Origin of the sequence: Streptomyces sp. NPDC046900 (genome assembly GCF_040644975.1) — a bacterium.
In the GTDB taxonomy this organism is placed as follows: Bacteria; Actinomycetota; Actinomycetes; order Streptomycetales; family Streptomycetaceae; genus Streptomyces.
This window is the reverse complement of the sequence record NZ_JBEYXD010000003.1, coordinates 165198-191008: the sequence shown is the minus strand read 5'-3', so window position 1 is coordinate 191008 and position 25811 is coordinate 165198. Positions and strand designations below refer to the sequence as shown.

The 25811-nt window shown below is 72.5% G+C and carries 22 protein-coding genes, 1 pseudogene and 1 riboswitch; of the genes and pseudogenes, 15 read left to right on the top strand and 8 right to left on the bottom strand.

Annotated elements, in window-relative coordinates; genetic code table 11:
- Positions 1 to 60: 60 nt before the first annotated feature.
- Both ABZ904_RS04970 and ABZ904_RS04965 read right to left on the bottom strand, forming a co-directional pair.
- Positions 61 to 294: a ferredoxin gene (locus tag ABZ904_RS04970; RefSeq protein WP_359393268.1), complete on the bottom strand. Its 234-nt coding sequence runs from the start codon at positions 292 to 294 to the stop codon at positions 61 to 63.
- A 3-nt stretch (positions 295 to 297) separates the two neighbouring features.
- A complete protein-coding gene (locus tag ABZ904_RS04965; RefSeq protein ID WP_359393266.1) occupies positions 298 to 1758 on the bottom strand; it encodes an aldehyde dehydrogenase in 1461 nt (486 codons plus the stop codon).
- Between the two features lie 164 nt (positions 1759 to 1922).
- Here ABZ904_RS04965 and ABZ904_RS04960 point away from each other — a divergent pair, with 164 nt between their 5' ends.
- From ABZ904_RS04960 to ABZ904_RS04925, 8 genes and pseudogenes are all read left to right on the top strand, one after another.
- Entirely contained in the window at positions 1923 to 2951 is a 1029-nt protein-coding gene (locus ABZ904_RS04960) for an MBL fold metallo-hydrolase (RefSeq protein ID WP_361821183.1), read from the top strand.
- 41 nt (positions 2952 to 2992) lie between these two features.
- A pseudogene (locus ABZ904_RS04955) lies at positions 2993 to 3444 on the top strand (nuclear transport factor 2 family protein); the annotation flags it as partial.
- 98 nt (positions 3445 to 3542) lie between these two features.
- Positions 3543 to 3611, top strand: a riboswitch (cobalamin riboswitch).
- A gap of 122 nt (positions 3612 to 3733) precedes the next feature.
- Entirely contained in the window at positions 3734 to 4966 is a 1233-nt protein-coding gene (locus ABZ904_RS04950; RefSeq protein WP_361821180.1) for a prenyltransferase/squalene oxidase repeat-containing protein, read from the top strand.
- Positions 4963 to 5592 (top strand): SCO2322 family protein, encoded by a 630-nt coding sequence (locus ABZ904_RS04945; RefSeq protein ID WP_359393259.1) that lies wholly within the window; start codon positions 4963 to 4965, stop codon positions 5590 to 5592. The genes ABZ904_RS04950 and ABZ904_RS04945 overlap by 4 nt, the downstream gene beginning before the upstream one ends.
- 2 nt (positions 5593 to 5594) lie before the next feature.
- Complete coding sequence (locus ABZ904_RS04940) at positions 5595 to 6683, top strand: energy-coupling factor transporter transmembrane component T (RefSeq protein WP_359393257.1); 1089 nt, start codon at positions 5595 to 5597, stop codon at positions 6681 to 6683.
- Positions 6680 to 8362, top strand: coding sequence for an ATP-binding cassette domain-containing protein (locus tag ABZ904_RS04935; RefSeq protein ID WP_361821176.1), 1683 nt, complete (start codon positions 6680 to 6682; stop codon positions 8360 to 8362). Before ABZ904_RS04940 ends, ABZ904_RS04935 begins: the two co-directional genes overlap by 4 nt.
- Positions 8359 to 9222, top strand: coding sequence for an ECF transporter S component (locus ABZ904_RS04930; protein WP_361821173.1), 864 nt, complete (start codon positions 8359 to 8361; stop codon positions 9220 to 9222). Before ABZ904_RS04935 ends, ABZ904_RS04930 begins: the two co-directional genes overlap by 4 nt.
- A gap of 560 nt (positions 9223 to 9782) precedes the next feature.
- On the top strand, positions 9783 to 10199 hold the full coding sequence (locus ABZ904_RS04925; protein ID WP_359393251.1) for a transglycosylase SLT domain-containing protein: 417 nt from the start codon (positions 9783 to 9785) through the stop codon (positions 10197 to 10199).
- 121 nt (positions 10200 to 10320) lie between these two features.
- Here the strand turns inward: ABZ904_RS04925 and ABZ904_RS04920 are convergent, their stop codons facing one another.
- On the bottom strand, positions 10321 to 11490 hold the full coding sequence (locus tag ABZ904_RS04920) for a steroid 3-ketoacyl-CoA thiolase (protein WP_361821170.1): 1170 nt from the start codon (positions 11488 to 11490) through the stop codon (positions 10321 to 10323).
- Between the two features lie 259 nt (positions 11491 to 11749).
- Between ABZ904_RS04920 and ABZ904_RS04915 the strand changes: the two genes are divergently transcribed.
- Together ABZ904_RS04915 and ABZ904_RS04910 are read left to right on the top strand one after the other, a co-directional pair.
- Complete coding sequence (locus ABZ904_RS04915) at positions 11750 to 12985, top strand: cytochrome P450 (RefSeq protein ID WP_361821307.1); 1236 nt, start codon at positions 11750 to 11752, stop codon at positions 12983 to 12985.
- A gap of 252 nt (positions 12986 to 13237) precedes the next feature.
- A complete protein-coding gene (locus ABZ904_RS04910; protein WP_359393419.1) occupies positions 13238 to 14851 on the top strand; it encodes a hypothetical protein in 1614 nt (537 codons plus the stop codon).
- Here ABZ904_RS04910 and ABZ904_RS04905 read toward each other — a convergent pair.
- Positions 14808 to 16856 (bottom strand): bifunctional glycosyltransferase 87/phosphatase PAP2 family protein, encoded by a 2049-nt coding sequence (locus tag ABZ904_RS04905; protein ID WP_359393246.1) that lies wholly within the window; start codon positions 16854 to 16856, stop codon positions 14808 to 14810. The genes ABZ904_RS04910 and ABZ904_RS04905 overlap by 44 nt on opposite strands.
- 400 nt (positions 16857 to 17256) lie before the next feature.
- On the opposite strand from ABZ904_RS04905, the gene proP reads away from it, so the two are divergent.
- Positions 17257 to 18633 carry a glycine betaine/L-proline transporter ProP gene (gene proP, locus ABZ904_RS04900; RefSeq protein WP_361821167.1) on the top strand — a complete coding sequence of 459 codons (1377 nt, stop codon included), beginning with the start codon at positions 17257 to 17259 and terminating at the stop codon, positions 18631 to 18633.
- A gap of 157 nt (positions 18634 to 18790) precedes the next feature.
- Positions 18791 to 19465 carry an O-methyltransferase gene (locus ABZ904_RS04895; RefSeq protein ID WP_359393242.1) on the top strand — a complete coding sequence of 225 codons (675 nt, stop codon included), beginning with the start codon at positions 18791 to 18793 and terminating at the stop codon, positions 19463 to 19465.
- A gap of 13 nt (positions 19466 to 19478) precedes the next feature.
- Here the strand turns inward: ABZ904_RS04895 and ABZ904_RS04890 are convergent, their stop codons facing one another.
- Positions 19479 to 19874 carry a hypothetical protein gene (locus ABZ904_RS04890; RefSeq protein ID WP_359393240.1) on the bottom strand — a complete coding sequence of 132 codons (396 nt, stop codon included), beginning with the start codon at positions 19872 to 19874 and terminating at the stop codon, positions 19479 to 19481.
- Positions 19875 to 20009: 135 nt separating this feature from the next.
- Between ABZ904_RS04890 and ABZ904_RS04885 the strand changes: the two genes are divergently transcribed.
- On the top strand, positions 20010 to 20429 hold the full coding sequence (locus ABZ904_RS04885; RefSeq protein ID WP_359393238.1) for a DUF1992 domain-containing protein: 420 nt from the start codon (positions 20010 to 20012) through the stop codon (positions 20427 to 20429).
- Positions 20430 to 20500: 71 nt separating this feature from the next.
- Here ABZ904_RS04885 and ABZ904_RS04880 read toward each other — a convergent pair whose 3' ends face one another.
- Positions 20501 to 21328, bottom strand: coding sequence for a hypothetical protein (locus ABZ904_RS04880; RefSeq protein ID WP_361821165.1), 828 nt, complete (start codon positions 21326 to 21328; stop codon positions 20501 to 20503).
- 5 nt (positions 21329 to 21333) lie between these two features.
- Positions 21334 to 21993: a hypothetical protein gene (locus tag ABZ904_RS04875; RefSeq protein ID WP_360988774.1), complete on the bottom strand. Its 660-nt coding sequence runs from the start codon at positions 21991 to 21993 to the stop codon at positions 21334 to 21336.
- Positions 21994 to 22192: 199 nt separating this feature from the next.
- On the opposite strand from ABZ904_RS04875, the gene ABZ904_RS04870 reads away from it, so the two are divergent.
- Positions 22193 to 22693, top strand: a complete 501-nt coding sequence (locus ABZ904_RS04870; protein ID WP_361821161.1) for a GNAT family N-acetyltransferase — start codon at positions 22193 to 22195, stop codon at positions 22691 to 22693.
- On the opposite strand, the gene ABZ904_RS04865 is transcribed toward ABZ904_RS04870, so the two are convergent.
- Positions 22690 to 24642: an MDR family MFS transporter gene (locus tag ABZ904_RS04865; protein ID WP_361821304.1), complete on the bottom strand. Its 1953-nt coding sequence runs from the start codon at positions 24640 to 24642 to the stop codon at positions 22690 to 22692. The genes ABZ904_RS04870 and ABZ904_RS04865 overlap by 4 nt on opposite strands.
- 379 nt (positions 24643 to 25021) lie before the next feature.
- On the opposite strand from ABZ904_RS04865, the gene ABZ904_RS04860 reads away from it, so the two are divergent.
- Positions 25022 to 25795, top strand: coding sequence for a hypothetical protein (locus tag ABZ904_RS04860; RefSeq protein ID WP_361821158.1), 774 nt, complete (start codon positions 25022 to 25024; stop codon positions 25793 to 25795).
- Positions 25796 to 25811: the final 16 nt, after the last annotated feature.

Here is a 25811-nt window from a genome sequence, read left to right as displayed (position 1 = left end):
CGGGATGGAACCCCTCATGACCACATTTTTCGGACGATTCGGGCGGTGTCCCGGACCGGCCTAGTCCTCCGACGGGAACACCGGCTCCCCGCTTCCCACCAGCGTGATCGCGATCGCCCCCACCGGGCAGTTCTCCGCCGCGTCCAGCACCTGCTCGCCCGCGTCGGCGTCCGGGTGGACGGGGTGGGACTGCCGGGCCGAGTCGAGACTGAAGGCGCCGGGTGCGCGGTGGACGCACTGCGCGGAGCCGATGCAGACGGCGCGGTCGACCTCGATGTGCCAGCGGTCTCCCATGCGCTACGCCTCCCCGTACCCGGCCGGCAGGTGGATCATCTTGTGCTCCAGGAACTCGCCGTACCCCTCGGGCCCGAACTCGCGCCCGAGACCCGAGTTCTTGTAGCCGCCGAAGGGGCCGAGCATGTCGAGGCTGAAGGTGTTCACCGAGTACGTGCCGGTACGCACCCGGCGGGCGACCTCGATGCCGTGCTCGACGTCCGCCGTCCACACGCTGCCGCTCAGCCCGTAGTCGGAGTCGTTGGCGATCCTCACGGCCTCGCTCTCGTCGCCGTACGGGAGCAGGCAGATGACGGGCCCGAAGATCTCCTCCCGGGCGATCCGCATGGAGTTGTCGACGTCGCCGAAGAGGGTCGGCTCCACGTACCAGCCGCGGTCCAGGCCCGGCGGCCGGCCGCCGCCGGTGAGGATCTTGGCGCCCTCCTCCTGGCCGATGCGGATGTAGTCGAGGCTGCGCTGCTGCTGGCGCCCGGCGACCAGCGGACCAACTTGGGTGGCCGCGTCCAGCGGGTCCCCGACCACGAGGGCACTCGCCGCGGCGGCGAAGGCGTCGGCGAACTCGTCGTAGCGCGAGCGCGGTACGAGGATGCGGGTCTGGGCCACACAGGCCTGGCCGTTGTTCATCCACGCGGCCGGCACGATCCCCTGCACCGCCGTGGAGACGTCCGCGTCCGGCAGCACGACGGCCGCCGACTTGCCGCCCAGCTCCAAGGTCACCCGCGTCAGGTTGCGCGAGGCCACCTCCATGACGCGCCTGCCCGCCGTGACCGAACCGGTGAACGACACCTTGTCCACGCCGGGGTGCGCGACCAGGTACTCGCTGACCTCGCGGTCGGCGGGCAGGATCGACAGCACGCCCTCCGGCAACCCCGCCTCGCGCGCGATCTCGCCGAGGACGTACGCGTCCAGCGGCGACTCGGGGGACGGCTTCAGGATCACCGTGCAGCCGCTGAGCAGGGCGGGGGCGAGCTTGGCGGCGGCCACGAACTGCGGCACGTTCCAGGGCACGACGGCCGCCACGACCCCGACCGGCTCGCGCCGCACGAGGATCTTCCCGAGGACGCCGTCGCGCCGCTCCTCGTGGGTGAAGTCCCGTGCGACCGTGATCGCCGCGTCCCACACCATCATCGCGCCCAGCGCCTGAGCGAGGACGCTCCAGGAGTACGGGGAGCCGTTCTGGGAGGAGATCACGCGGGCGATCTCCTCGTACCGTGCCGCGATCGCGTCCTTGATCCGGCCGACCACCTCGATCCGCTCGCCGAGCGTCGTCCGCGGCCAGGGGCCCTCGTCGAAGGCCCGGCGCGCCACGGCCACCGCCCGGTCGACGTCCTCGCGCGAGGCGTGCGGCACCCGGCCGATGACCTCTTCCGTGTGCGGCGAGACCACCTCGATGACGTCCTTGCCCAGGGGGTCGGTCAACTCCCCGCCGATGAACAGCTGTCCGTGTTCCACGAGCTCGGTCATGGCCGACTGCCTCCCCGGGACGCCTCTGACGATCCATCAGATATCGCCACTGATACCAGGTCCGGCCGACGGAGTCCACGGCCGGGACGCACATGGAAGATGACCCGGGCTACCTTCGAAACACGTTCTAGTTATAGTGACCCGAAGACGGCGATTGGGGAGTCATGGCTGAGACGGCCGATCACGGTGGGGGCGTACGGTCGATCAGGGTCCCGATCCCCGACAATCCCCTCGGCCACACGCTGGTGTACGTCGTCGACACCGACCGCGGCCCGGTGCTGGTCGACACCGGCTGGGACGACCCGGACTCGTGGGACACCCTCGCCGAGGGGCTGACCGCGTGCGGTACATCGGCCACGGAGATCCACGGGGTCGTCGTCACCCACCACCACCCGGACCACCACGGCCTGTCCGGCAAGGTCCGTGAGACGTCCGGGGCCTGGGTCGCGATGCACGCGGCGGACGCCGCGATCGTGCGCCGGACCCGCGAGACCCGCCCCGAGCAGTGGTTCTCCTACATGGCCGCCAAACTGGCGGCGGCCGGCGCGCCCGAGGACCACCTGGCACCGCTGCGCGCCGCGCGCGGCCGGGGCCGCCTGCCCGGCTTCTCCCCCGCGCTCCCCGACCGCGAGATCGCCCCCGGTGAGCTCCTCGACCTCGCCGGCCGCCGGCTGCGCGCGATCTGGACCCCCGGACACACACCCGGCCATGTGTGCCTCCACCTCGAGGAGGAGCACCCCGCCGGGCTCCCGGGCCACGGCCGCCTCTTCTCCGGCGACCACCTGCTCCCGGAGATCACCCCGCACATCGGCCTGTACGAGGACCCGGACGACACCACCGTGACCGACCCTCTCGGCGACTACCTGGACTCCCTGGAGCGCGTCGGCCGACTCGGCCCCGCCGAGGTGTTCCCGGCCCACCAGCACATGTTCACCGACGCCTCCGCCCGCGTCGGGGAGTTGCTGGCCCACCACCAGGACCGGCTGACCGGCCTGCTGGCCCTGCTCGGCACCCCGCTGACTCCCTGGCAGCTCGCCGAGCGCATGGAGTGGAACCGCCCCTGGGACGAGATCCCGTACGGCTCGCGGAACATAGCGGTCTCGGAGGCCGAGGCCCATGTGCGCCGCCTGGTGAAGACGGGCCGCGCGAAGGCGGCGCCCGGAACCGACCCCGTGACGTACGTGGCCGTGTAAAAGACTTCGCATCCGGCCTCCCCGCGCTGGTACCAAACGGTATGGATCCCTTGGAGCAGCTCCTCGCCGAACGCGCCTGCGAGCGCCTCGTCCTCGACTTCGTCCACCGCCTCGACCTCGGCGAGCCCGCCTCCGTGGCCGAGTTGTTCACGGAGGACGGCAGCTGGCGGTGGCCGGCGGGCGAGAGACTGGTACGGGGCCGGGAGGCGCTGCGGCAGTACTTCGCCGGGCGGCCGCCGACCGGCTCTCGCGCCGGCTCATGTCCAACGTCCTGGTCACGGTGACGTCCCCGGACACGGCCGTCGCGAGGTCGTACTTCACGACGCACCGCGTCGACGGCCACCAGGGCGGCATGGTCCCGGCGGGTCCGCCGACGCAAGTCGGCCACTACGAGGACGAGTTCAAGAAGGTGCACGACACCTGGCTGCTCTCCGGCCGCACCCTCTTCCTCGCTTTCGGCGGCCCGACACCCCGTCTGCCGGCTAGCGGCCGTGCCCGTCACCGCCGCCCGGACGGACCGGCTCACAGGGGCCTCTCAGGGGTGCCTGTACCGGCGGGTAGAGTGGCCGGGTCGTTCTCACACTCGTACGGGGGGAAGCCGGTGGAAATCCGGCGCTGACCCGCAGCCGTGAGCCACGCACGTGGCGAGCCGGATTGCCCCGCGCGGTTCGTGACCGGCTCACGCGCACCGGCGGCCCGCCGGTGTACGGCACCGTCGAGGTCTACGGAGCCGAGCCGCCCGGAGTGTTCCGTGCTGCCCGGCTCCTCGCAGGGAGTGGCACATGAACCTCCGCCGCAGCACCGCGGCTCTGGCAGCAGCGGCCGTGATCGGCCTCGCCGCGCCCGCCGTCGCCGCCGGCCCGTCCGCGTCGCCGACCCCGGCGATACCCGACGGCCTGTACGGCAGCGCGGACCCGACCTACGACGGCGTGTGGCGCCAGTCGCTGACGCTTCTCGCCCAGCACACCGTGGGTGCCGAACCGGCGAGTTCGGCGGTGGGCTGGCTGACCGGGCAGCAGTGCGCGAACGGCGCGTTCGCGGCGTTCCGTCCGGACCGCGCCAAGCCCTGCGACGCCAAGCTCATGGTCGACACCAACAGCACGGGCGCCGCCGTCCAGGCCCTCGCCGCGCTCGGCGGACACGACGCCACCACCGGCAAGGCCGTCACCTGGCTGAAGTCCCTGCAGAACGCGGACGGCGGCTGGGGCTACTCCCCGGGCGGCGCGAGCGACGCCAACTCCACGGCCGTCGTCATCGGCGCCCTCGCCGCCACGGGCGAGAAGCCGCAGGAGGTCCGCAAGGGCGGCAAGTCCCCGTACGACGCCCTGCTGAAGTTCGCGCTCCCCTGCGCCGGCGACGGGGCGGGCGCCTTCGCCTACCAGCCGGACAAGAAGGGCACGTTGGCGGCCAACGCGGACGCGACGGCGGCGGCCGTGGCCGGCGCGCTCGGCAAGGGACTGGCCGGGGACGGTGTGAAGCCCGACGGCGCGACCCTGACCTGCAAGGACGCCACCGACCCCGGGCAGGCCGCCCGGAACGGCGCCGCGTACCTCCTCAAGGCCCTGGCCAAGGACCAGCACCTCACACAGACCCTGCCCGGCGCCAAGCCGCAGCCCGACTACGGCAACACGGCGGACGCGGTCGTCGCACTCGCCACCGTGGGCCAGGGCGAGCAGGCCGCTCGTCCGCTGCGCTGGCTGGAGGCCCACTACGCGCAGTGGGCGAAGCAGAGCGGACCGGCCGCGTACGCCCAGCTGATCCTCGCCGCGAACGCGGAGGGCTTCGACCCGCGCGACTTCGGCGGCCAGGACCTGGTCCGGCTCATGGACACGACCGGACCGGCCCCCAAGTCCGTGCCCGACGCGGACGCGTCCTCTTCGGACGACTCCGGAACCTCGGCGACGTCCGACAAGGGCGACGGCCCGCTGCGCGTCGCGTGGATCGTAGGCGCCTGCCTCCTCGCTCTGACCGCCGGAGGCATCCTGTACACCTCCCGGGGCGGGAGGCGGCCGTGATCCGCCGTGTGTGCGCCCTGTTCCTGGCTCCTCTGCTCCTGCTGCTGGGCGCCGCCGGCCAGGCCGAGGCCGTCGGCTACCGCTACTGGTCCTTCTGGGAGCGCGGCGACGGCCATTGGACGTATGCCACCCAGGGCCCGTCGACCGCCCGCCCGGCCGACGGTGACGTCCAGGGCTTCCGGTTCGCCGTCAGCGAGGACTCCGGGGACGCCACGAAGCCGCGCGGCGCAGCGGACTTCGACGCCATCTGCGGGGGGACGCCCGCGCGGGCCGGCCAGAAGCGGGTGGCACTGGTCATCGACTTCGGCATTCCGTCGGACGCCTCGTCGGGCGAGACACCGCCCCCCGCTCGCACCGCCTGTGCCCGCATCCCCGGGGACGCGACGACGGCGGACGCGCTGGCGGCGGTCGCCAAGCCCCTCCGCTACGACACGAACGCCCTGTTGTGCGCCATAGCGGGCTACCCGCACAAGGGTTGCGGCGAGCAGGTCGCGGCGAAGACGGACCCGGCGCCCGCGAAGAGCGAGCCGGACCAGGGCCCGTCGGTGGGCGTCCTCGCGGGCGCCGCCGCCGTGGCCGCGCTGGGCGGGGCGGCGCTGTGGCAGGCCCGCCGCCGCAGGGGCTGACGATGGCACCCCCGTCGCGCGGCGGCCGGCGGGCCGTCCACCCGGGCGCCTGGTGGCTGTGGTCCCTGGGGCTCGCCGTCGCGGCCACCCGCACCACCAACCCCCTCGTGCTCGCCCTGCTCGTCGCCGTGTCCTCCTACGTCGTCGCGGCCCGCCGGACCTCGGACCCCTGGTCCCGCTCGTACTCCGCCTTCGCCAGGCTCGCCCTCGCCGTCCTCGCCGTCCGGCTCGTCTTCGCCGTGGTCCTCGGCTCGCCCATTCCGGGCAGCCACACCCTTGTGACCCTGCCCGAAGTCCCGCTCCCGCACTGGGCCCAGGGCATCCGCATCGGCGGCCGGGTCACCGCCGAGGGCCTCGTCTTCGCGTTCTACGACGGCCTGAAACTGGCGACGCTGCTCGTCTGCGTCGGTGCGGCGAACGCGCTCGCCAACCCGGCCAGGCTCCTCAAGGCCCTGCCGGGCGCCCTGTACGAGGCCGGCGTAGCGGTGGTCGTCGCGCTCACCTTCGCCCCGCACCTCGTCGCCGATGTGCGGCGCCTGCGCGCGGCGCGCCGCCTGCGCGGCCGGCCCGACCGGGGTCTGCGCGGTCTGCTCCAGGTCGGGCTGCCGGTCCTGGAGGGCGCGCTGGAACGCTCGGTGGCCCTGGCCGCCGCGATGGACGCACGCGGCTTCGGCCGCACCGCCGATGTCCCACCCGCCGTGCGGCGCACCACCGCGGCCCTCTCCCTCGGCGGTCTGCTCGGTGTCTGCGCGGGCACGTACGGACTGCTGACGGCGGAAGGGGGCACCTACGGTCTGCCGCTGCTCCTTGCCGGCCTGGCCGCCGCCCTCGCCGGGCTGCGTCTCGGCGGCCGCCGCTCGCCGCGCACGCGCTACCGGCCCGACGAGTGGGGCGTACGGGCCTGGCTGGTCGCCGGTTCCGGGATCGCGGCGGCGGCGCTGCTGGCCGTCGCCGCCGCCCGGGATCCCGCCGCCCTGAACCCCGGCGTCGTACCGCTGACCGCTCCCGCGCTGCCCCTGCTGCCCGCTGCGGCCGTGCTGCTCGGTCTGCTGCCCGCGTTCGTCACCCCCGCACCCGAGGAGTCCGCGTGATCCGCTTCGAGGATGTCTCCGTGACGTACGACGGTGCGGCCGAACCCGCCGTGCGGGGCGTCGACTTCTGGATCCCCGAGGGCGAACTGGCGCTGCTCGTGGGCCCGTCCGGGGTCGGCAAGTCGACGGTGCTCGGCGCGGTGAGCGGGCTGGTACCGCATTTCACGGGCGGCACCCTGCGCGGCCGGGTCACCGTGGCCGGACGCGACACCCGTACCCACAAACCCCGCGAACTCGCCGACGTGGTGGGCACGGTGGGACAGGATCCGCTGTCCCACTTCGTGACCGACACCGTGGAGGACGAACTCGCCTACGGCATGGAGTCGCTGGGGCTGCCGCCGGACGTCATGCGGCGCCGCGTCGAGGAGACCCTGGACCTGCTCGGTCTCGCCGAGCTGAGGGACCGGCCGATCACCGCCCTCTCCGGCGGGCAGCAGCAGCGCGTGGCGATCGGCTCGGTGCTCACCCCCCATCCCAAGGTCCTGGTGCTCGACGAGCCGACGTCCGCGCTGGACCCGGCGGCGGCCGAGGAGGTCCTCGCCGTCCTGCAGCGGCTCGTCCACGACCTGGGCACCACGGTCCTGCTGGCGGAGCACCGGCTGGAACGGGTCGTCCAGTACGCCGACAGCGTGGTCCTGCTCCCGGGCCCCGGTGCCCGCCCGGTCCTCGGCACCCCCGCGGAGATCATGGCCGTCTCCCCGGTGTACCCGCCGGTGGTGGACCTCGGCCGCCTGGCCGGCTGGTCGCCCCTGCCCCTGACGGTCCGCGACGCGCGCCGCCGCGCGGGCGCCCTGCGTGACCGCCTCGCGGGCAGCGCACCGGTGAACGGCCCTGGGCCGCGCCCGGTGTCCGGGCCGGGCCCCGGTATCCCCGCACCACGCCGTCTGCTGCGCCGGCGTACCGCCCCGGCAGTGGCGGCGCCGGAACCCCCGGCGGCCGTGACGGCGCTCGCGGTCCGCCGCGGGCGCGTCCAGGCCCTGCGCCATGTCGACCTCACGGTCACCGCCGGGGAGACCGTGGCCCTCATGGGCCGCAACGGCGCCGGCAAGTCCACGCTGCTGGCCGCGCTCGTCGGGCTGGTCGAACCGGCCCACGGCTCGGTACGGGCCGGCGGCGCCGTGCCGCACCGCACCGCACCGCACGACCTCGTACGGCGCGTGGGCCTCGTACCACAGGAGCCGCGAGACCTTCTGTACGCGGACACGGTCGCCGCCGAGTGCGCTGCCGCGGACCAGGACGCGGACGCCGCACCCGGCACCTGCCGGGCCCTGGTGTCCGAACTGCTGCCTGGCGTCGCGGACGACACGCACCCGAGGGACCTCTCGGAGGGGCAGCGCCTGGCCCTCGCGCTGGCCGTCGTGCTCACGGCGAGGCCCCCGCTGCTGCTCCTGGACGAACCGACGCGGGGTCTCGACTACGCGGCGAAGGCCCGTCTGGTCGCCCTGCTGCGGGAACTGGCCGCCGAGGGGCACGCCATCGTGCTGGCCACCCATGATGTGGAGCTGGCCGCGGAACTCGCCCACCGCGTGGTGATCCTGGCCGAGGGCGAGGTCGTCGCCGACGGCCCCGCCGCCGAGGTGGTCGTGGGGTCCCCGTCGTTCGCGCCCCAGGTGACCAAGGTCCTGGCCCCGCAGCGGTGGCTCACCGTGGCCCAGGTCAAGGAGGCGCTGTCGTCATGACCTCCCGGCTGCCGGAGGGGGCCGCGCCGTCCCGGCCCCGTCCGTTCGCGAACTCCCGGATCCGCCCCGTCCGCCTCGGCCCCCGTTCCGTCGCCGCGCTGTCCCTTGTGAGCGCGGTGGGTGTCGTGGGGTTCACGTGGCCCCTGTTCACCGATCCCGGCTCGGGTCTGGCGGCGCACGCCCAGGACGCACCCTGGCTGTTCGCCGGGCTGCTCGTGCTGCTGGTCGCCGTCGTGACGGCGACGATCTCCGAGTCGGGGCTCGGTCCGAAGGCCGTGGCCATGCTGGGGGTGCTCGCCGCGACCGGCGCGGCCCTGCGGCCGATCGGCGCCGGAACCGCCGGTATCGAGCCGATGTTCTTCCTGATGGTGCTGAGCGGGCGGGTGCTCGGGCCGGGGTTCGGGTTCGTCCTCGGCAACGTGACCATGTTCGCGTCGGCGCTGCTGACGGGCGGGGTCGGCCCCTGGCTGCCGTTCCAGATGCTGGCCATGGGCTGGTTCACGCTGGGCGCGGGCCTGCTTCCGGGCCCCGGCCGGATGCGGGGGCGCGCCGAGGTGGCGATGCTCGCCGGGTACGGGTTCCTGGCCGCGTTCGCCTACGGCACGGTGATGAACCTGGCCGGCTGGCCTTATATGGGGGCCCTCGCCTCGGGCATCGCCTACGACCCGCACGCCGCTCTCGCCGCCAACCTCGCCCGTTTCCTCGCGTACTGCCTGGCCACCTCCCTGGGCTGGGACCTCGGCCGCGCCGTCGTCACCGTCGTCCTGACGTTCGCCCTCGGCCCGGCCGTGCTCAAGGCGCTGCGCAGGGCGACCCGGCGCGCGGCTTTCGAGAGCCCGGTCGCCTTCGAAGACGCCTAGCCCGTCCCCTCGGTCACGCTCCGCTCTCCGCGGGTACGCCCCGGGTCACGCTCCCGCCCTCCACGGGTGCGACCCCGGTCACATCTCAACTCCCCCACATGCGGCGCCGGTCACATCCGGGGGCCCTTCACGGGCATCCCCACCACCCCTGGGCTGCGACCTGGGTCACAGCGACCACCCCTCCGGCTGCGGCGCGGGTCACACCGTATGTCTGCGCTGCGTATCGCCACCTCGACCTTCGGTGACACAAACCGTGACGAGCCCCACGTGAGCGGCGTCACCTACGGCCTCGGGCCGTAGCCGGAACCGGAAGTCATGTACGCGGCAATTCAGCCGCTGACCTGGGAATTGAGAGCCAGATCACACAACCAGTCCGAGCCGCGGATGCGACCACCACTAGTAAAAGGGGGCATTGCGGACATTCCTTCGGCCTGCTTCTCTGGATGACGTCGCCGGGCGCCGCAGAGCCCACACGGGCCGCGGCGCCGATGCACACCCTCACCACGCCCCGCGTGGTTCGGGCATGCCGCGACTCCCTGTACCCGACCGAAAGGTGCCACGTGTCCGTCTCCTTCATCCGCCGCATCGCCACCCCGAAGAAGGCCATCGCCACCGCCGCCGTCGCGGCTGCCGCCGCCGGCATGGCAATGGCTTCGGCGCCCGCTCAGGCCGCCACTCCTTCTACGGCCACCAACGCCCAGGCGATCGCGCGTCAGATGATTCCGGACGCCACGCAGTACGAAGCGTTCAACAAGATCGTCTCCCACGAGAGCGGCTGGAACGTCCACGCCACCAATGCCTCCTCCGGCGCCTACGGCCTGGTCCAGGCCCTGCCGGGCTCCAAGATGGCGTCCGCCGGTGCCGACTGGAAGACCAACCCGGCCACTCAGATCAAGTGGGGCCTCGACTACATGAACTCCCGCTACGGCAGCCCGGCCGCCGCGTGGAACTTCTGGTCGGCCCACCACTGGTACTGATCGAGCCGAGCTCTCGCTGCTGCGCAGGCGGCGGTCCCCGAACCGGGGCCGCCGCCTTCGGCGTTTGCGCGCGAGTCGCTCCGCCGCACGGGTGAGCGCGGTCACCGACCGACTACGGCGTCTACAACCGCTGGATGATCGTGCCGGTGGCCAGTCCGCCGCCCGCACACATCGTGATCAGTGCGAACTCCTTGTCGCTGCGCTCCAGTTCATGGAGCGCCGTGGTGATCAGCCGGGCGCCGGTCGCACCCACCGGGTGCCCCAGCGCGATGGCGCCGCCGTTCACGTTCACCTTCTCCAGTTCCTGCTCGAAGACCTGCGCCCAGCTCAGCACCACCGACGCGAACGCCTCGTTGATCTCGACCAGGTCGATGTCCTTCAGCGACATCCCGGCCTTCCCGAGTACGGCCTTCGTCGCGTCGATCGGCCCGTCCAGGTGGAAGTGCGGGTCCGCCCCCACCAGCGCCTGGGCCACGATCCGCGCCCGAGGGCGCAGTTTCAGCGCCCGGGCCATCCGCTTCGACGCCCACATGATCGCCGCGGCGCCGTCCGAGATCTGCGACGAGTTGCCCGCCGTGTGCACCGCCGTCGGCATGATCGGCTTGAGCCTCGCCAGCGCCTCCATCGACGTGTCGCGCAGCCCCTCGTCCCGGTCGACCAGCCGCCACATGCCCTGGCCGGCCTGCTGCTCCTCCTCGTTGGTGGGCACCTGCACGGCGAACGTCTCGCGCTTGAACCGCTCCTCCGACCAGGCGATCGCGGCCCGCTCCTGCGAGATGAGCCCGAGCGAGTCGACGTTCTCCCGGGTGAGTCCGCGGTGCCGGGCGATCCGCTCCGCCGCCTCGAACTGGTTCGGCAGATCCACGTTCCACTCGTCGGGGAAGGGCTTGCCGGGGCCGTGCTTGGACCCGGAGCCCAGCGGCACCCGCGACATGGCCTCCACGCCGCAACTGATCCCGACGTCGATGACGCCCGCCGCGACCATGTTGGCCACCATGTGCGAGGCCTGCTGCGAGGAGCCGCACTGGCAGTCCACGGTCGTGGCGGCGGTCTCGTAGGGCAGGCCCATGGTCAGCCACGCCGTGCGCGCGGGGTTCATGGACTGCTCGCCGGCGTGTGTCACGGTGCCGCCGACGATCTGCTCGACGCAGTCGGCGTGAATGCCGGTGCGGCCGAGGAGTTCGCGATAGGTCTCGCCCAGAAGATAGGCGGGGTGCAGATTGGCGAGCGCGCCTCCGCGCCTGCCGATGGGGGTGCGTACGGCTTCGACGATCACGGGCTCCGCGGCCATGGGGGGTTCGTCCTCTCCTCGGTCACCCGCGCGGCGCGGGCGTCCCGGCCCACCCGCCACGCAGAACTAGTACGCGTTCTAGTTCTGCGTGCAGTCTGCTGACACCGGACCCGAGGCCGCAAGAGGCTTGCAGCCTCCGAAGTCGTGATCTGCACGAATCCCGCACGCAATTGGGGTGGCCGCACCCCTTGCGACTTATAGAACCCGTTACTACCTTCACGGCAATTCCTGATGGACCGTCAGAATGCTGGGGGTCGCCATGCCCTGTCCCGCGCTGCCCGACGGGTTCGACTTCACCGACCCCGATCTGCTGCACCACCGAGTGCCCCTGCCGGAGTTCGCCGCGCTGCGCCTGGCCGAACCCGTGCGCTGGATAGCCCAGGCGGGCAATGCCGCCGGCTTCCAGGACGAGGGGTACTGGGCCGTGACCCGCCACGCGGACGTCAAGTACGTCTCCACGCACCCGGAGATCTTCTCCTCGTCCCTCAACACCGCGATCATCCGGTTCAACGAGGACATCGCGCGCGCCGCGATCGACGCCCAGCGGCTGATCATGCTGAACATGGACCCGCCCGAGCACACCCGGGTCCGCCAGATCGTCCAGCGCGGCTTCACCCCGCGGGCCATCCGCGCGCTGGAGGACAGACTGCGCGCCCGTGCGCAGGCCATCGTCCACGGCGCTCTCGCACAGCGGGGCCCGTTCGACTTCGTCACCCAGGTCGCCTGTGAACTGCCCCTTCAGGCCATAGCCGAGCTGATCGGCGTCCCCCAGGACGACCGGTCCAAGATCTTCGACTGGTCGAACAAGATGATCGCCTACGACGACCCGGAGTACGCGATCACCAAGGAGGTCGGCGCCGAGGCGGCCACGGAGATCATCGCCTATGCCATGAACATGGCCGCCGACCGCAAACAGTGCCCGGCCAAGGACATCGTCACCACGCTGGTGGCCGCCGAGGGCGAGGGCAATCTGACCTACGACGAGTTCGGGTTCTTCGTGCTGATGCTGTCGGTCGCCGGCAACGAGACGACCCGCAACGCCATCACGCACGGCATGCACGCCTTCCTCACCCATCCACAGCAGTGGGACCTGTACAAGCGGGAGCGCCCGTCCACCGCCGCCGAGGAGATCGTCCGCTGGGCGACCCCGGTGGTCTCCTTCCAGCGCACCGCCGCCCAGGACACCGAACTGGGCGGCAAGCAGCTCAGGAAGGGCGACCGGGTCGGCCTCTTCTACTCCTCCGCCAATCACGACCCCGAGGTCTTCGACGACCCGGACACCTTCGACATCGGCCGCGACCCCAACCCGCACCTCGGCTTCGGCGGCGGAGGCCCGCACTACTGCCTGGGCAAGTCCCTCGCGGTGCTGGAGATCGACCTCATCTTCAACGCGATCGCCGACGCCATGCCGGGTCTCAGGCCGGCCGGCGATCCGCGCCGTCTGCGCTCGGCCTGGATCAACGGCGTGAAGGAGCTCCAGGTCACGGTGGACTGACGGACCCGGGCCGTCGGCTTCCCGGCGCCGCCGGCCCGTCCCGGGGGAGGCAGGGGCACTCCCCTACACCCCGCCCCTGCCTCCCCCCGCGGCGCATACGACCCATGTGACCCACCTTCAGGTGAACGTCCGTCTTCCCTCCGGCGTCTTCCAGGGGGCACAGTCGTCCCACCCGCCGAAGACGTCGAACGGAAATGCGCACCCGTGGCCCCTGCCGAGCTCACCGTCGTCCGGCCGGAGGACCCGGCCACCCTGCGGAACCGCCCTTTCCGGGCATTTCGGGGCCGCCATCGGGTGCCGCTCCTCGCCACGCTCACCGTCCTGCCGCTGTACGCGCTGTGGTGGCTGTTCCTGGCCACCGGCGGCGGTGACCTCGCGGCCCAGGAGGCATGGGCCGGGTTCGCCGCCCGGCACGGCGCGTCGGCGTACAACCTCTTCTGGTACGGCGGGATGCACACCGCCAACTACAGCGTGATCTCGCCCTACTTGATGGCCGCGCTCGGCGTGCGCACCGTCACCGTCGTCTCCGGCCTCACCGCCACATGGCTGGCCGCGGTGCTGATCGTGCGCACCCGGGTCCGCAGGCCGGCCGGACCCGCGCTGCTCGCGTCGCTGGCGCTGTGGTGCGACGTGGCGTCCGGCCGTACGACGTTCGCGCTGGGCGTCGCGTTCGGGCTGGCGGGCTGTGTGCTGCTGGTGGGGGTCCCCCGGCACGAGCGCGGCCGCGACCGGGGCAGGGGGTGGCGGCCGGTGCTCGCGGCGGCGTGCGCGGCCCTGGCGACCATGGCGAGCCCGGTGGCCGGGCTGTTCCTGGCCGTGGTGGGGGCCGGATTCCTGCTCGTACGGGACTGGCGGCGAGCCCTCGTCCTGCTGCTGCCGCCCCTCGCGGTGGTCGCCACCACCACCCTGCTGTTCCCGTTCGAGGGCGAGCAGTTGATGCCCGCGGGCCGCATCTGGCAGCCGGCCCTGCTGGGCCTGGCCGTCGCGGTGCTGGCTCCGCGCCGCTGGCGGGTCGCGCGGTGGAGCGGGGTCGTCTATGCGGCCGGAACCGTCCTCGTCTATCTGATCCCGTCGCCGATCGGGACGAACATCGAGCGGTTCGCGGAGCTGTTCGCGCCGGCCGTACTGCTCGCGGCGCTGCTCACCGCGCCCCGGCTGCACCTGCTGCGGCGCAATCTCCTGATCGTCGTGCTGGTCCTCTCCGTCGTCTGGGTGGGCCGCAAGACCGCTGACGACCTGCGTGTCTCCACCACGGTGCCGGCCTGGGCCACGGACACCGGCGGCGTGCTGCGGACCCTCGAGGCACTCGGCGCCGACCGCACCCGGGTGGAGGTCGTCCCCGCCCGCAACCACCGGGAGGCGACCGCGCTCGCCCCGCACATGAACCTGGCCCGTGGCTGGAACCGGCAGCTCGACATCGAGCGGGGCCGCCTCTTCTACGACGGCACGTTCTCGGCGGCGGCCTATCGCGGCTGGCTGGACCACTGGGCGGTCGGTCTCGTCGTCCTGCCGCTGGGCAAGCCGGACGGGTTCGCCGAACAGGAGGCGCGGCTGGTCCGCGACCACCGCCCCGCCTGGCTGGAGCCGGTGTGGCAGGACGCCCACTGGAGGGTGTACCGGGTGCGGGGCGCGGTGCCCCTGGTGCAGGCGCCGGCCGCCGTGTTGCGGACGACGAGCGCCACGATGGACGTGCGGGTGCCGCGGCCGGGTTCGGTGACCGTGCGGATCGCCTACTCGCCCTGGTTGCGCACCGAGGGCGGCTGTCTCACCCGCGCGGGAGAGTTCACCCGGCTGACGGTCACCGCGCCGGGCACGTACCGGATCAGCTCGGAGTACGGGCCTTCACCGGGGCCGGTGCGGTGCTGACCCCGGCGGCCGCCACCGCCACCCGGGCCCGGGGCCCCTGGAGCAGATGGACGAGCCCGAAGCCCGAGCCGACCACGGCCGCACCGCCGACGGCGTCCAGCACCCAGTGATTGCCGGTCGCCACGATCGCCGAGACCGTGAAGAGAGGGTGCAGCAGGCCGAGCGCCTTCATCCACCACCTGGGCGCGAGGATCGCGATGGTGAGGCCGCACCACAAGGACCAGCCGAAGTGCAGCGAGGGCATCGCCGCGTACTGGTTCGTCACGGCGGTCAGCGTGCCGTAGTCGGGCTTGGAGAAGTCCTGGACCCCGTGGACGGTGTCGATGATCCCGAGGTGCGGCATCAGACGCGGCGGGGCGAGCGGGTAGAGCCAGAAGCCGACCAGGGCGATCAGGGTGGTGAAGCCGAGGACCGAGCGCGCCCACCGGTAGTCGACCGGGCGGCGCAGGCAGAGCACGGCGAGGACGGTCATCGGGACCACGAAGTGGAAGGACTCGTAGTAGAAGTCGAAGAAGTCGCGCAGCCAGCCCACCTTCACGACGGCATGGTTGGCCCAGTGCTCGACGTCGATGTGCAGGAACCGTTCGGCCGCGAGGACCTGGTCGCCGTGGTGCTCGGCGGTGGCCCGGCCCGCCGTGCTGCTGTCACCGGTCGCCGCAAGCCTGACCTGGGCGTAGGCGGCGTAGGTGACCCGGATCAGCAGCAGTTCGAGCAGCAGGTTGGGGCGGCTGAGGACCCTGCGGAAGTACGGCAGGAGGGGCACGTGCTTCCAGCGGGCGGGGACGGGCCGGGCGTACTCGGTGGGTACGGGCGCCCGGTAATAAGGGGACGTCCGGGACAGGAACGGCACACAGGTGGCGGCGGCGAGGGCGGCCAGCAGGACCAGGTTGTCGCGGAGCGGCTCGATGCCCCCGATGTTCGGCAGCATCATCGTGGCCGGCAGTGTCATCACCAGGACGACGGCGACCGGCCACATATACCGGTCGGAGGCTCTGCGGCCGACCCGTCCGACCACCGCGAGCAGCACCCACAGCAGCTGGTGCTGCCAGCTCGTGGGCGAGACGACGACGGCGACGCACCCGGTGACGGCGACGGCGAGCAGCAGCTGACCGTCGTGTGCGTACCGGATCGCGCGGCGCAGCCCGAGGACCGCGACCGCGGCGCCCAGCAGGAAGAACAGCCCGATCTCCAGCGGTCCTGACAGGCCCAGTCTGAGCAGGGCACCGTGCAGGGACTGGTTGGCGTGGTCGTCGGCCTTGCCGCCGAGGCCGGTGCCGGCCAGATGGTGCACCCAGTAGGTGTACGAGTCGTGCGGCATCGCCGCCCAGGCGAGCACGGTGCACACCGCGAACGTGCCGGCGGCGGAGACGGCGGCACGGCGGCGTCCGGTGAACCACAGCAGGGGGGCGAAGAGCAGCACGGTCGGCTGGAGCGCGGCGCCCAGGCCGATCAGCAGACCGCCGGCCCGCTCCCCGCGTACGGCGAAGCAGCCGAGCAGCACCAGCAGGACCGGGATGATGCTGGTCTGGCCGAGGTAGAGGGTGTTGCGCACCGGCAGCGACAGCATCAGCAGGCTGATCGCGACGGGCGCGGCGAGCAGTGCGCTGCGCCGGGTCACCGGCTGCGGCAGGGCGCGGGCGGCGACCAGGCCGAGCGCGACGACCAGCAGCAGCGTGCCGAAGGTCCAGCTCCAGCCGAGGGCCTGTTGCGCCGCCCGGGTCAGGGGTTTGAGCACCAGACCGGCGAACGGCGTGCCGGTGAACCGGGTCGAGTCGTACAGCGACCCGCTGACGTGCAGGACCCCGTTGGGCCCCACCCAGGTCTCCAGGTCCGTCAGCCGGTCGCCCCGGGGTGTGCTCAGGGCGACGGTGACCTGGCGCAGGGCCAGGACGGCGGCGATCGTCCAGAGGCCGATCCGGGCCACCTTCAGCCGTGCCTGCGCCTGCTCCGCCGCCCCCGCCCCGAAGGCACCGCCCATCTGACCGCTGTGCTCCGCGTTCGCCACGCCCCGTCGGCCCTCCCGCCCCGTTCGTTCCGTGTATCCCGCGCGTTTACGCCTGTCCGCACCCTATGAGGTTTGGCACCCCCGATGTGAGACGCAGGCAACCCCCACTTCACCTGAGATCCGCCCGGCTTTCGTCCGGACGACGGTGCATGAGCAGTCCGGTTCCAGCCAGGGGGCGCGAGAAGGATCACAAACAGGACGGCCGACGGCGCCCCGCGACGCGCGCGTCACGCCTGCTTAGGCCGCATTTAGGCACTCTGGGCGGTACGCCGGTCACGGGACGTAACGGTGGCAGGTACACCTATGGTCGCTTTTCGGCCCGCCCCGCGGCAGTCCACCGGTCCGCCCGCCGGCGGCGAGCCCTGTCCCTGTCCCCGTCGAAAGGCAGGCGAGCGGAACCTTGGCGACCGTCGCTCCACTCTCCGTCCCCCTCACACCGAAGGCCCCGGCCCGCCCCGAGGCCACCGTCACCGACCCGGCTCTGGTCAGGCGCGCCGTGAAGGCGGCCGCACTGGGCAACGCGATGGAGTGGTTCGACTTCGGCGTCTACAGCTACATCGCGGTGACGCTGGGCAAGGTGTTCTTCCCGTCCGGCAACCCCACCGCGCAGCTGCTGTCCACCTTCGGCGCGTTCGCCGCGGCCTTCCTGGTCCGCCCGCTCGGCGGCACGGTGTTCGGGCCGCTCGGCGACCGCATCGGACGGCAGAAGGTGCTCACCCTGACCATGATCATGATGGCGGCCGGCACGTTCGCGATCGGCCTGATCCCGTCGTACGCGACGATCGGCGTCGGCGCCCCGGTCCTGCTGCTCGCGGCACGCCTGGTCCAGGGCTTCTCGACCGGTGGCGAGTACGCGGGCGCGTCCACGTTCATCGCCGAGTACGCGCCGGACAAGAGGCGCGGCTTCTTCGGCAGCTGGCTGGAGTTCGGCACGCTCGCCGGGTACATAGGAGGCGCCGGCCTGGTCACCGTGATGACCGCGCTGCTGTCCTCCGAGGACCTGGTGGCCTGGGGCTGGCGGATCCCGTTCCTGATCGCGGGCCCTATGGGCGTCATCGGCCTCTATCTGCGGATGCGCCTGGAGGAGACCCCGGCCTTCGCGGCGGAGGTCGAGAAGGCCGAGGCCGACCGGCCCAAGGTGCCCCTGCGGGAGATGGTGACCGGGCAGTGGAAGGCGCTGCTGCTGTGCATGGGCCTGGTGCTCGTCTTCAACGTCACCGACTACATGCTGCTGTCGTACATGCCGAGCTATCTCACCAGTGAGCTCAAGTACGACGAGACCCACGGACTGCTGGTCGTGCTCGGCGTGATGGCGCTGATGATGGTCGTGCAGCCCTTCGCCGGCGCGCTCACCGACCGGATCGGCCGCCGCCCGCTGATCGCGGCCGGCTGCGCGGGCTTCCTGCTGCTGTCGGTTCCGGCACTGCTGCTGATCCGCCAGGGCAGCCTGCTCGCGGTCGCGCTCGGGATGGGCGCGCTGGGCCTGCTGCTGGTCTGCTTCACGGCGGCGATGCCTGCCGCGCTGCCGGCCCTCTTCCCGACCCGGGTGCGCTACGGCTCGCTCTCGATCGGCTTCAACGTCTCGGTGTCACTGTTCGGCGGCACGACCCCGCTGGTGGTCACGGCCCTGATCGGGGCGACCGGGAACATGATGATGCCCGCCTACTACATGATGGCGGCGGCCGTGATCGGAGGTGCCGCCGTCTGGTTCATGGCGGAGTCCGCCGGACGGCCGCTGCCCGGTTCGGCACCCTCGGTCGAGCGCGAGGAGCGCTGACTGGGGCCCCGTACGGGGTCGAACACCACGTCGTCTCGGTGCCGCACGTGGGGCGGCCCGATCGGGGGACATCCACTGACAGGGGAGCTCGCCTCGGGCTATATTCCTTAGGGAGACTAGTTAGCCCACCTAACTACGCATATGAGAGGCATGGTGCATGAGCACAGCGCAGGAGCTCTGGGACGATGTCGACGCCTACTTCACCGACCTTCTCTCCCCCGCAGACGAGGCACTCACCGCGGCCCTGCGCGACAGTGAGGCGGCCGGGCTGCCGCCCATCAACGTCGCGCCGAACCAGGGCAAGCTGCTCCAGCTCCTCGCCGTGATCCAGGGTGCGCGCCGCATCCTTGAGATCGGCACGCTCGGCGGCTACAGCGCGATCTGGATGGGCCGCGCACTGCCCGAGGACGGCCGTCTGATCACCCTGGAGTACGACGCGAAGCATGCCGAGGTCGCCCGCGGCAACCTCGCACGGGCGGGCCTGGGCGGGATCACCGAGGTTCGCGTCGGCCCGGCGCTGGAGTCGCTGCCGAAGCTGGCCGAGGAGCGCCCGGAGCCTTTCGACCTGGTCTTCATCGACGCGGACAAGGTCAACAACGCGCGCTACGTCGAATGGGCCCTCAAACTGACCCGCCCCGGGAGCCTGATCATCCTCGACAACGTGGTGCGCGCCGGCCGGGTCACCGACGCGGACAGCGAGGACCCGAGCGTGCGGGGCACCCGCGCCGCGCTGGAACTGATGGGCTCGCATCCGAAGTTGAGCGGTACGGCGGTGCAGACGGTGGGCACGAAGGGACACGACGGGTTCGCGCTGGCGCGCGTCGTCGGCTGAGGCCGCGGTCCCCTCAGACCTCGTGGTAGAAGCCCACGTTGACACTGCGCGGGGCGGTGCGGTCCCGGATGACCACTTCCCCCGAGCCGCCGTGCGGCAGTCGGGCCGTGCCGCCGTACGGCAGCGGCTGCACCGGGTGCCCGGCCAGCGTGAGCAGCACCTCGGAGGAGGGATCGGCGTGCGAGCCGCGCAGCCAGGTGACCTGCCAGCCGCCGTCCGGGCCGCACAGGAACTCCAGGTGGACACGGGAGATGAACAGCCAGTCGTCGGGGGTGGCCAGCCTGCACACGGTCTTGTCCCGGCCCACCCGCAGCACGGAGCCCGGATCGCTGGGCGAGTCGGCCATCTGCATGCCGGCCGTCGCCCCGGCGTCCTCCCGGGAGACCGAGGCCATGGTGAGTTCGAGCACGTGCGCTCCTCCTGAGTGCGGCGGTTCCGGCGCTGCGGCGGTTCAAGTGTTCCGCCGCTGAGCCTGGTTGGCGTTCGCTGCGGAATGATAATTCGCCCGATCGCTTCGTCGGGTGACCTCCGGCACAATGAACCCATGACCGAGCGCAAGCCACCCGGCGTCAGCTTCGAGTCCTTCGCCGACAAGCAGATCCGCGACGCGCAGGCCCGCGGGGAGTTCACCGACCTGCCGGGGGCGGGTCGGCCCGCGCCCGCCGTGACCGAGACGGTGTACGACGAACTGTGGTGGATCAAGCGCAAGATGGCCCGCGAGGGGATCGCGGTCCTGCCCCCGACGCTGGCCTTGCGCAAGGAGGCGGAGGACACGCTGGCGGCGGCCGCGGTGGCACCGTCCGAGCGGCTGGTGCGACGGCTGGTCGAGGACCTGAACGTGAAGATCCGCGACATGATGTTCAAGCCGCCGCCGGGACCGCCTCTGGGTCTCAAGCCGTACGACGTGGAGGAGATCGTCCGGGACTGGCGCGCGCGCCGGGCCGGGCGCCCCGGAGCGGACTGAGCGCCGCAGCGCGCGGGGGCCGCACCCCGGGACATGGTCCGGGGCGCGGCCCCCGCGTCGTGGTGCGGATGTCAGATGCCGAGCAGCCGCTCCGCCGTCGCCCGGTAGTCGCGCAGGGCGAGCCTCAGCTGTTCCGTGTCGGGAGTGGCGTGGGTGCCGTCGCCGGTGTCCTGCCAGGAGGCCTTCAGGGTCCGCCGCCGGGAGACCAGGGCGTCAGCGAGCTCTGCGGCGACCTCCTCGACCACCCGGTCGGCCTCTTCGACTGCCTCCCGGGGGCTGTCCACGAACTCGCCCACAGCGTGCTGCAGGCGCAGACCGTACTTGTCGCAGCTCTCCGGTGGCAGCAGCCGGCCCTCACCCGGCCACGCCTTCGCGGCCCGGCGCTCCTCGCCCCGTGCGGACCGCCCTTCGACCGCCTCCGGACGAACACCCGCGCCGGACCGCACATCCGCGGCTCCTTCTCGGCGATCACCCAGACCGGACCGCGCCTCTGCCGCCCGCTCACGGCGACCGTCCAAGCCGGACCGCGCATCCGCAGCCGTCTTCGGGCCACCGCTCCCGTGGGACCGCGCCTCGGCCCGCTCACCGCCCACGCTCGCGCCGGGACGCACCTCGTCCCCCGCGCCGCGGCCCACTTCGCCGGGCCGTACCGACATCTCCTCCCGGCCCTCGCCCAGGCCGGACCACGCATCCGCAGCCGTCTCCGGGCGACCGCTCCCGTGGGACCGCGCCTCGGCCCGCTCACCGCCCACGCTCGCGCCGGGACGCACCTCGTCCCCCGCACCGCGGCCCACCTCGCCGGGCCGTACCGACATCTCCTCCCGGCGGCCGGGTTCGTCCGGCCGTGCCGCGGCCGGTTCCCGGCCGTCGGCGCTCCTGCCCGGTGTCCTGTCCGCCACGGCGCTCAACTCCCCTTCGCGTGCTGCCGGTGGAACGTCCACGCGTGGCGGGACTTCCCCGTGTCACGGGCCGGGGTCCGCGCGGGCGTCTCCTCCGAGGGAGCGGCCTGCTCCTGGCGCGCGGGCGCCGTGAGCTCCTCGAAGAGGCCGCGCGCGTCCAGCAGGGCCGCGCGCAGTTCCTCGGTGTCGCCGTGGGCCTGGGCGAGTGCGGCCCGGTGCAGCCGGCGGTAGCCGTGGACATGGTGGGGGTGGTGCACGGACAGCGCGTCGAGCTGCTCCTCGTAGCGGCCGCCGTCCGGGAAGCCCCGTGCGCCCGCCAGCTCGGCGAGCAGCCGGTCCGCCTCGGCCACCGCGTCCCTCGGGGAGTCGACGAACCGCTCCTGCGCCGCCGTCCAGCGCGCCGTGTACCGCTCGCGTTCGGACGGCTCCAGCGGCTGCTCGTGCAGCGAGCCGTACCGCTTCAGCCGCTCGTCGAGTTCCCGCTCGGCGGCCTTGGTGTCGCCGTCGTGACGGGCCACGGTGCGCTCGTACTCGGGCCCGAAGCGGCTTTTCAGACCTCCCCCGGCGAACGCGCTCCGGGCACGAGGGGACAAGGCGGCCGCGCCCGCGAGGACGGCCGCCACGATCACGATCACGATCAGAACGATGATCACGCCTGTGGACATGGATGCCTTCCGGTCTCTCGGCCCTGCGGGCCGTCTTCCGCCCGGGTTGCCCGGACCGCCGCAGCCAAACGACCGGCGCACGGCCGGAGCACGCCGCCCCGCGGCCCGTGTGCGCCGGGGAGCGGACCGGAGCGGACCGTCGTCACCGGGTGGCGGCCCCGCAAATTCGCTTGCGCCGGCTGCCCGGCCGTTCACGACAATGTCCGGCATGACCTGGACCGTCGCCTCAGAGCCCCATGACTCGCCCGTCGCCGCCGCGCTGTGGCGGGCGTACTACACGGAGGTCAGCGATCGCTGGTACCAGCTCCACGAGGGGCGTGCCACCGACCCGGACGAGCTGGAGCGGGAGATCGCCGCCGACACCGGCGGGTATCTGGCCCCGCCGGGCGGGCTGCTGCTGGTGGCCCGGTACGAGGGCGAGGCGGCAGGCACCGCCGGCGTCCAGCTGCTGGACTCCGGCACCGCGGAACTGAAGCGGGTCTTCGTGCGCGAGGAGCTGCGCGGCCGGGGCGGCGCCCCACTCCTCGTGACCGCCGCCGAGAAGGCGGCCCGCGCGCTCGGCGCACGGAGGATCGTCCTGGACACCCGCCACGACCTGGTCGAGGCCCGCGCTCTGTACACCCGCCTCGGGTACGAGGAGACCGAGCCGCACAACGACCAGGCGTACGCGGAGCACTGGTTCGCGAAGCGGCTGGCCTAGGCCCGTTCGGGCGGGCCGGTCCGGGACCGCTCGCCGGGACGCTCCGCGTCGCTGCCGCACATCTCCGTGTTCAGCTCCCGGACCAGCTTGACCAGATCGGTCGGGCGGTCCGGGGCCCACCAGTCGCCGAGCAGTTCGGCCAGGGACTCCTCACGCGCCTTGGCCAGGCGCACGGCGACCTCACGGCCCTCCTGGGTCAGGTACAGGTCCAGTCCCTCGCGCCGGGCCAGACCCCGCTCCTCCAGCTGCCGCGAGGCGGCGAGGATGACCTTCAGCGGGACCGTGCTGCGCTCGGCCAGCACCCCCGGCTCGGCCCAGCCGTACTTCTTGATGCGCAGCAGCAACCAGCTCGCTCCGGGCAGCAGGTCGTACCCGGCCCGCGAGGTGATCTTGTCGTAGACCTGGCGCCGCCCGTCACGGGAGCCCAGAAGGGACAGCGCCCGGCACACCTCGTCGTAGGACGAACGCTGCACGGGGTTGCTCGCCAGCGTCTCCGTCCCGTCCGGCGCCGTCACCGAACCGCGCAGCGTGTCCTCGCGCAGGAACCACGCCAGGACGAAGCCGAGGAGGGCGACCGGGGCGGCGTAGAGGAAGACGTCGGTGATCGACACGGCGAACGCGTGCAGGACGGAGGGCCGTACAGAGGCCGGAAGAGCGGCGATACCGCGCGGGTCGGCCTTCAGGGCGTCCGGCCCTACGCCCGGCGGGAGCGAGCGCCCGGCGAGCGCCACGGTGAGGTTGTGGCCGAGCCGGCTCGCGAACACCGTGCCGAAGATGGCCACGCCGAAGGAGGCTCCGATGGAGCGGAAGAAGGTGGCGCCGGAGGTGGCGACGCCGAGATCCTCGTAGCCGACGGCGTTCTGCACGATCAGCACCAGGACCTGCATCACCAGGCCGAGGCCCAGGCCGAAGACGAAGAAGTAGCCGCTCATCTCCGCGGTGCCGCTGTGCTCGTCGAGCTGGTGGAGCAGAAGAAGGCCGACCGTGGTCACGGCGGTGCCCGCGATCGGGAACACCTTCCAGCGTCCGGTGCGGCTGACGATCTGGCCGGAGCCGGTGGACGACAGCAGCATGCCGACCACCATCGGCAGCATGTGCACACCGGAGCTGGTCGGGGTGATGCCGTGGACGATCTGCAGGAACGTCGGCAGGTACGTCATCGCACCGAACATCGCGAAGCCCACGATGAAGCTGATGATCGCGGAGAGCGTGAAGGTGCGGACGCCGAAGAGCCTCAGCGGGAGCACGGGTTCCTTCGCCCGGCGTTCGACGAGCACGAAGGCCACGAGCAGCACGGCCCCGAGGATCGCCAGGCCGATGATCTGCGGCGAGGCCCAGGGCCAGGTCGTGCCGCCGAGCGAGGCGACCAGGACCAGGCAGGTGGCCACGGAGGCGATGAGAAGGGTGCCGAGGTAGTCGATCACGTGCCGCTCGGCCTTCCGCGGGATGCGCAGGACCGTCGCGATCACCGCGAGGGCCACGATGCCGACGGGAAGATTGACGTAGAACACCCAGCGCCAGCTGAGGTGCTGGGTGAACAGCCCGCCGAGGAGCGGCCCGAGCACGCTGGTGGCGCCGAAGACGGCGCCGAAGAGTCCCTGGTAACGGCCCCGTTCCCGGGGCGGGACTATGTCGCCGACGATCGCCATCGACAGCACGATGAGTCCGCCGCCGCCGAGCCCCTGGACCGCGCGGAAGGCGATGAGCTCGAGCATGTTCTGGGACATGCCGCACAGCGCCGACCCGATCAGGAAGATCACGATCGCGGCCTGGAACAGCTTCTTGCGCCCGTACTGGTCGCCGAGCTTGCCCCACAGCGGGGTCGCCGCGGTCGAGGCGAGCAGATAGGCGGTGACCACCCAGGACAGATGGTCGAGGCCGCCGAGGTCGCTGACGATGGTCGGCAGCGCCGTCGAGACGATGGTCTGGTCGAGCGCGGCGAGCAGCATGCCCAGCAGAAGTGCACCGATGGAGACGAGGACGTCGCCCTGGACGCTCCTGTCCACGGACGTGCGCCGCCCGGCGAGCAGTCCGCCGCCGACATCGCCCATGCCGTCGCCTGCCGCTGCTGCCTCTCCCGCCCTGCCCTGCGTGTCGTCGGTCATGAAGGCCTCCCGGGGACGGTCGTACGACCTCCGTGGACCCTGGGGCCCGGGGGCCCCGCTCGGTCCCGGGGATTCCCGTCCATCGTCCACTCTCATCGTGGTCGGTATGACCAGTTATGGCCTGTTGAGTCCCGATAGGAAGCGGAGATTCCGGGGGGCTCTGGGAGATTACGTGAGGGAGATCTGCATAATTTCTGGAATTCGTCGGGGAGGGGACCCACGCGTGAGCGGAACGAACGGACAGACCTGCCCGGAGTGCGCGGCACCGCGACGGCCGGACGGCACGCCGTCGTGCGGGTGCACCCGGCGGGCGTCCGAAGCGCTCCGGGACGCCCGGACGGCGGAGGCGGCCGCGGCAGAGGACTTCGATCCGCTGCGGATCCGTCCCTATGTGGAACTCGCGGTCCCCGCGACCGAGGTTCCGGGGGACCCGGGCCGGGCAGCGGAGGCGCCGGCGGCCGGGGCAGCCGCACCCGACGAGACCATGCGGCTCGCGGCCGTACGGGAGGACACCGGGCGTCCGACTCCCGGACCGGAGGGAGCCGGGGGGCAGAGCACCCCTGGCGGGACGCAGGGGCCGGCCACCGAGCCGGCGGGGACAGAGGGGCTCGGCACGGGGCCGGACACCGCCCGGCGGACCGCTGCGGACACGGACGGGACCGCACGGGGGGCGGCCGCGGACGAGACGGTCGTCCTGCCGGGCGCGGGCGAGAGCGTCCGGCCGGCCGCCGTGGACGAGACGGTCCGGCTCGCTGCCGTGCCGCCGACTCGGAGTGCCGTGCCGGAGGGTGCCGCGGGGCCGGAGGAGACCATGCGGCTCGGCGCCGTGCCCGGCGGAACAGGCGAGAACGGTGCTCACGCGGCCCCCGCCTTCGCGGACGAGGAGCCGGCGGGCCGTAGTCGGCGCACCGTGCTGCTGGCCGCCGGCGGGGCGGTCGTGGTGATCGCGGCGGCCGCGGCGCTCGTCGGCGGGCTGCTGTCGTACAAGTCGCCGTAGCGGGACGGGGCACTGC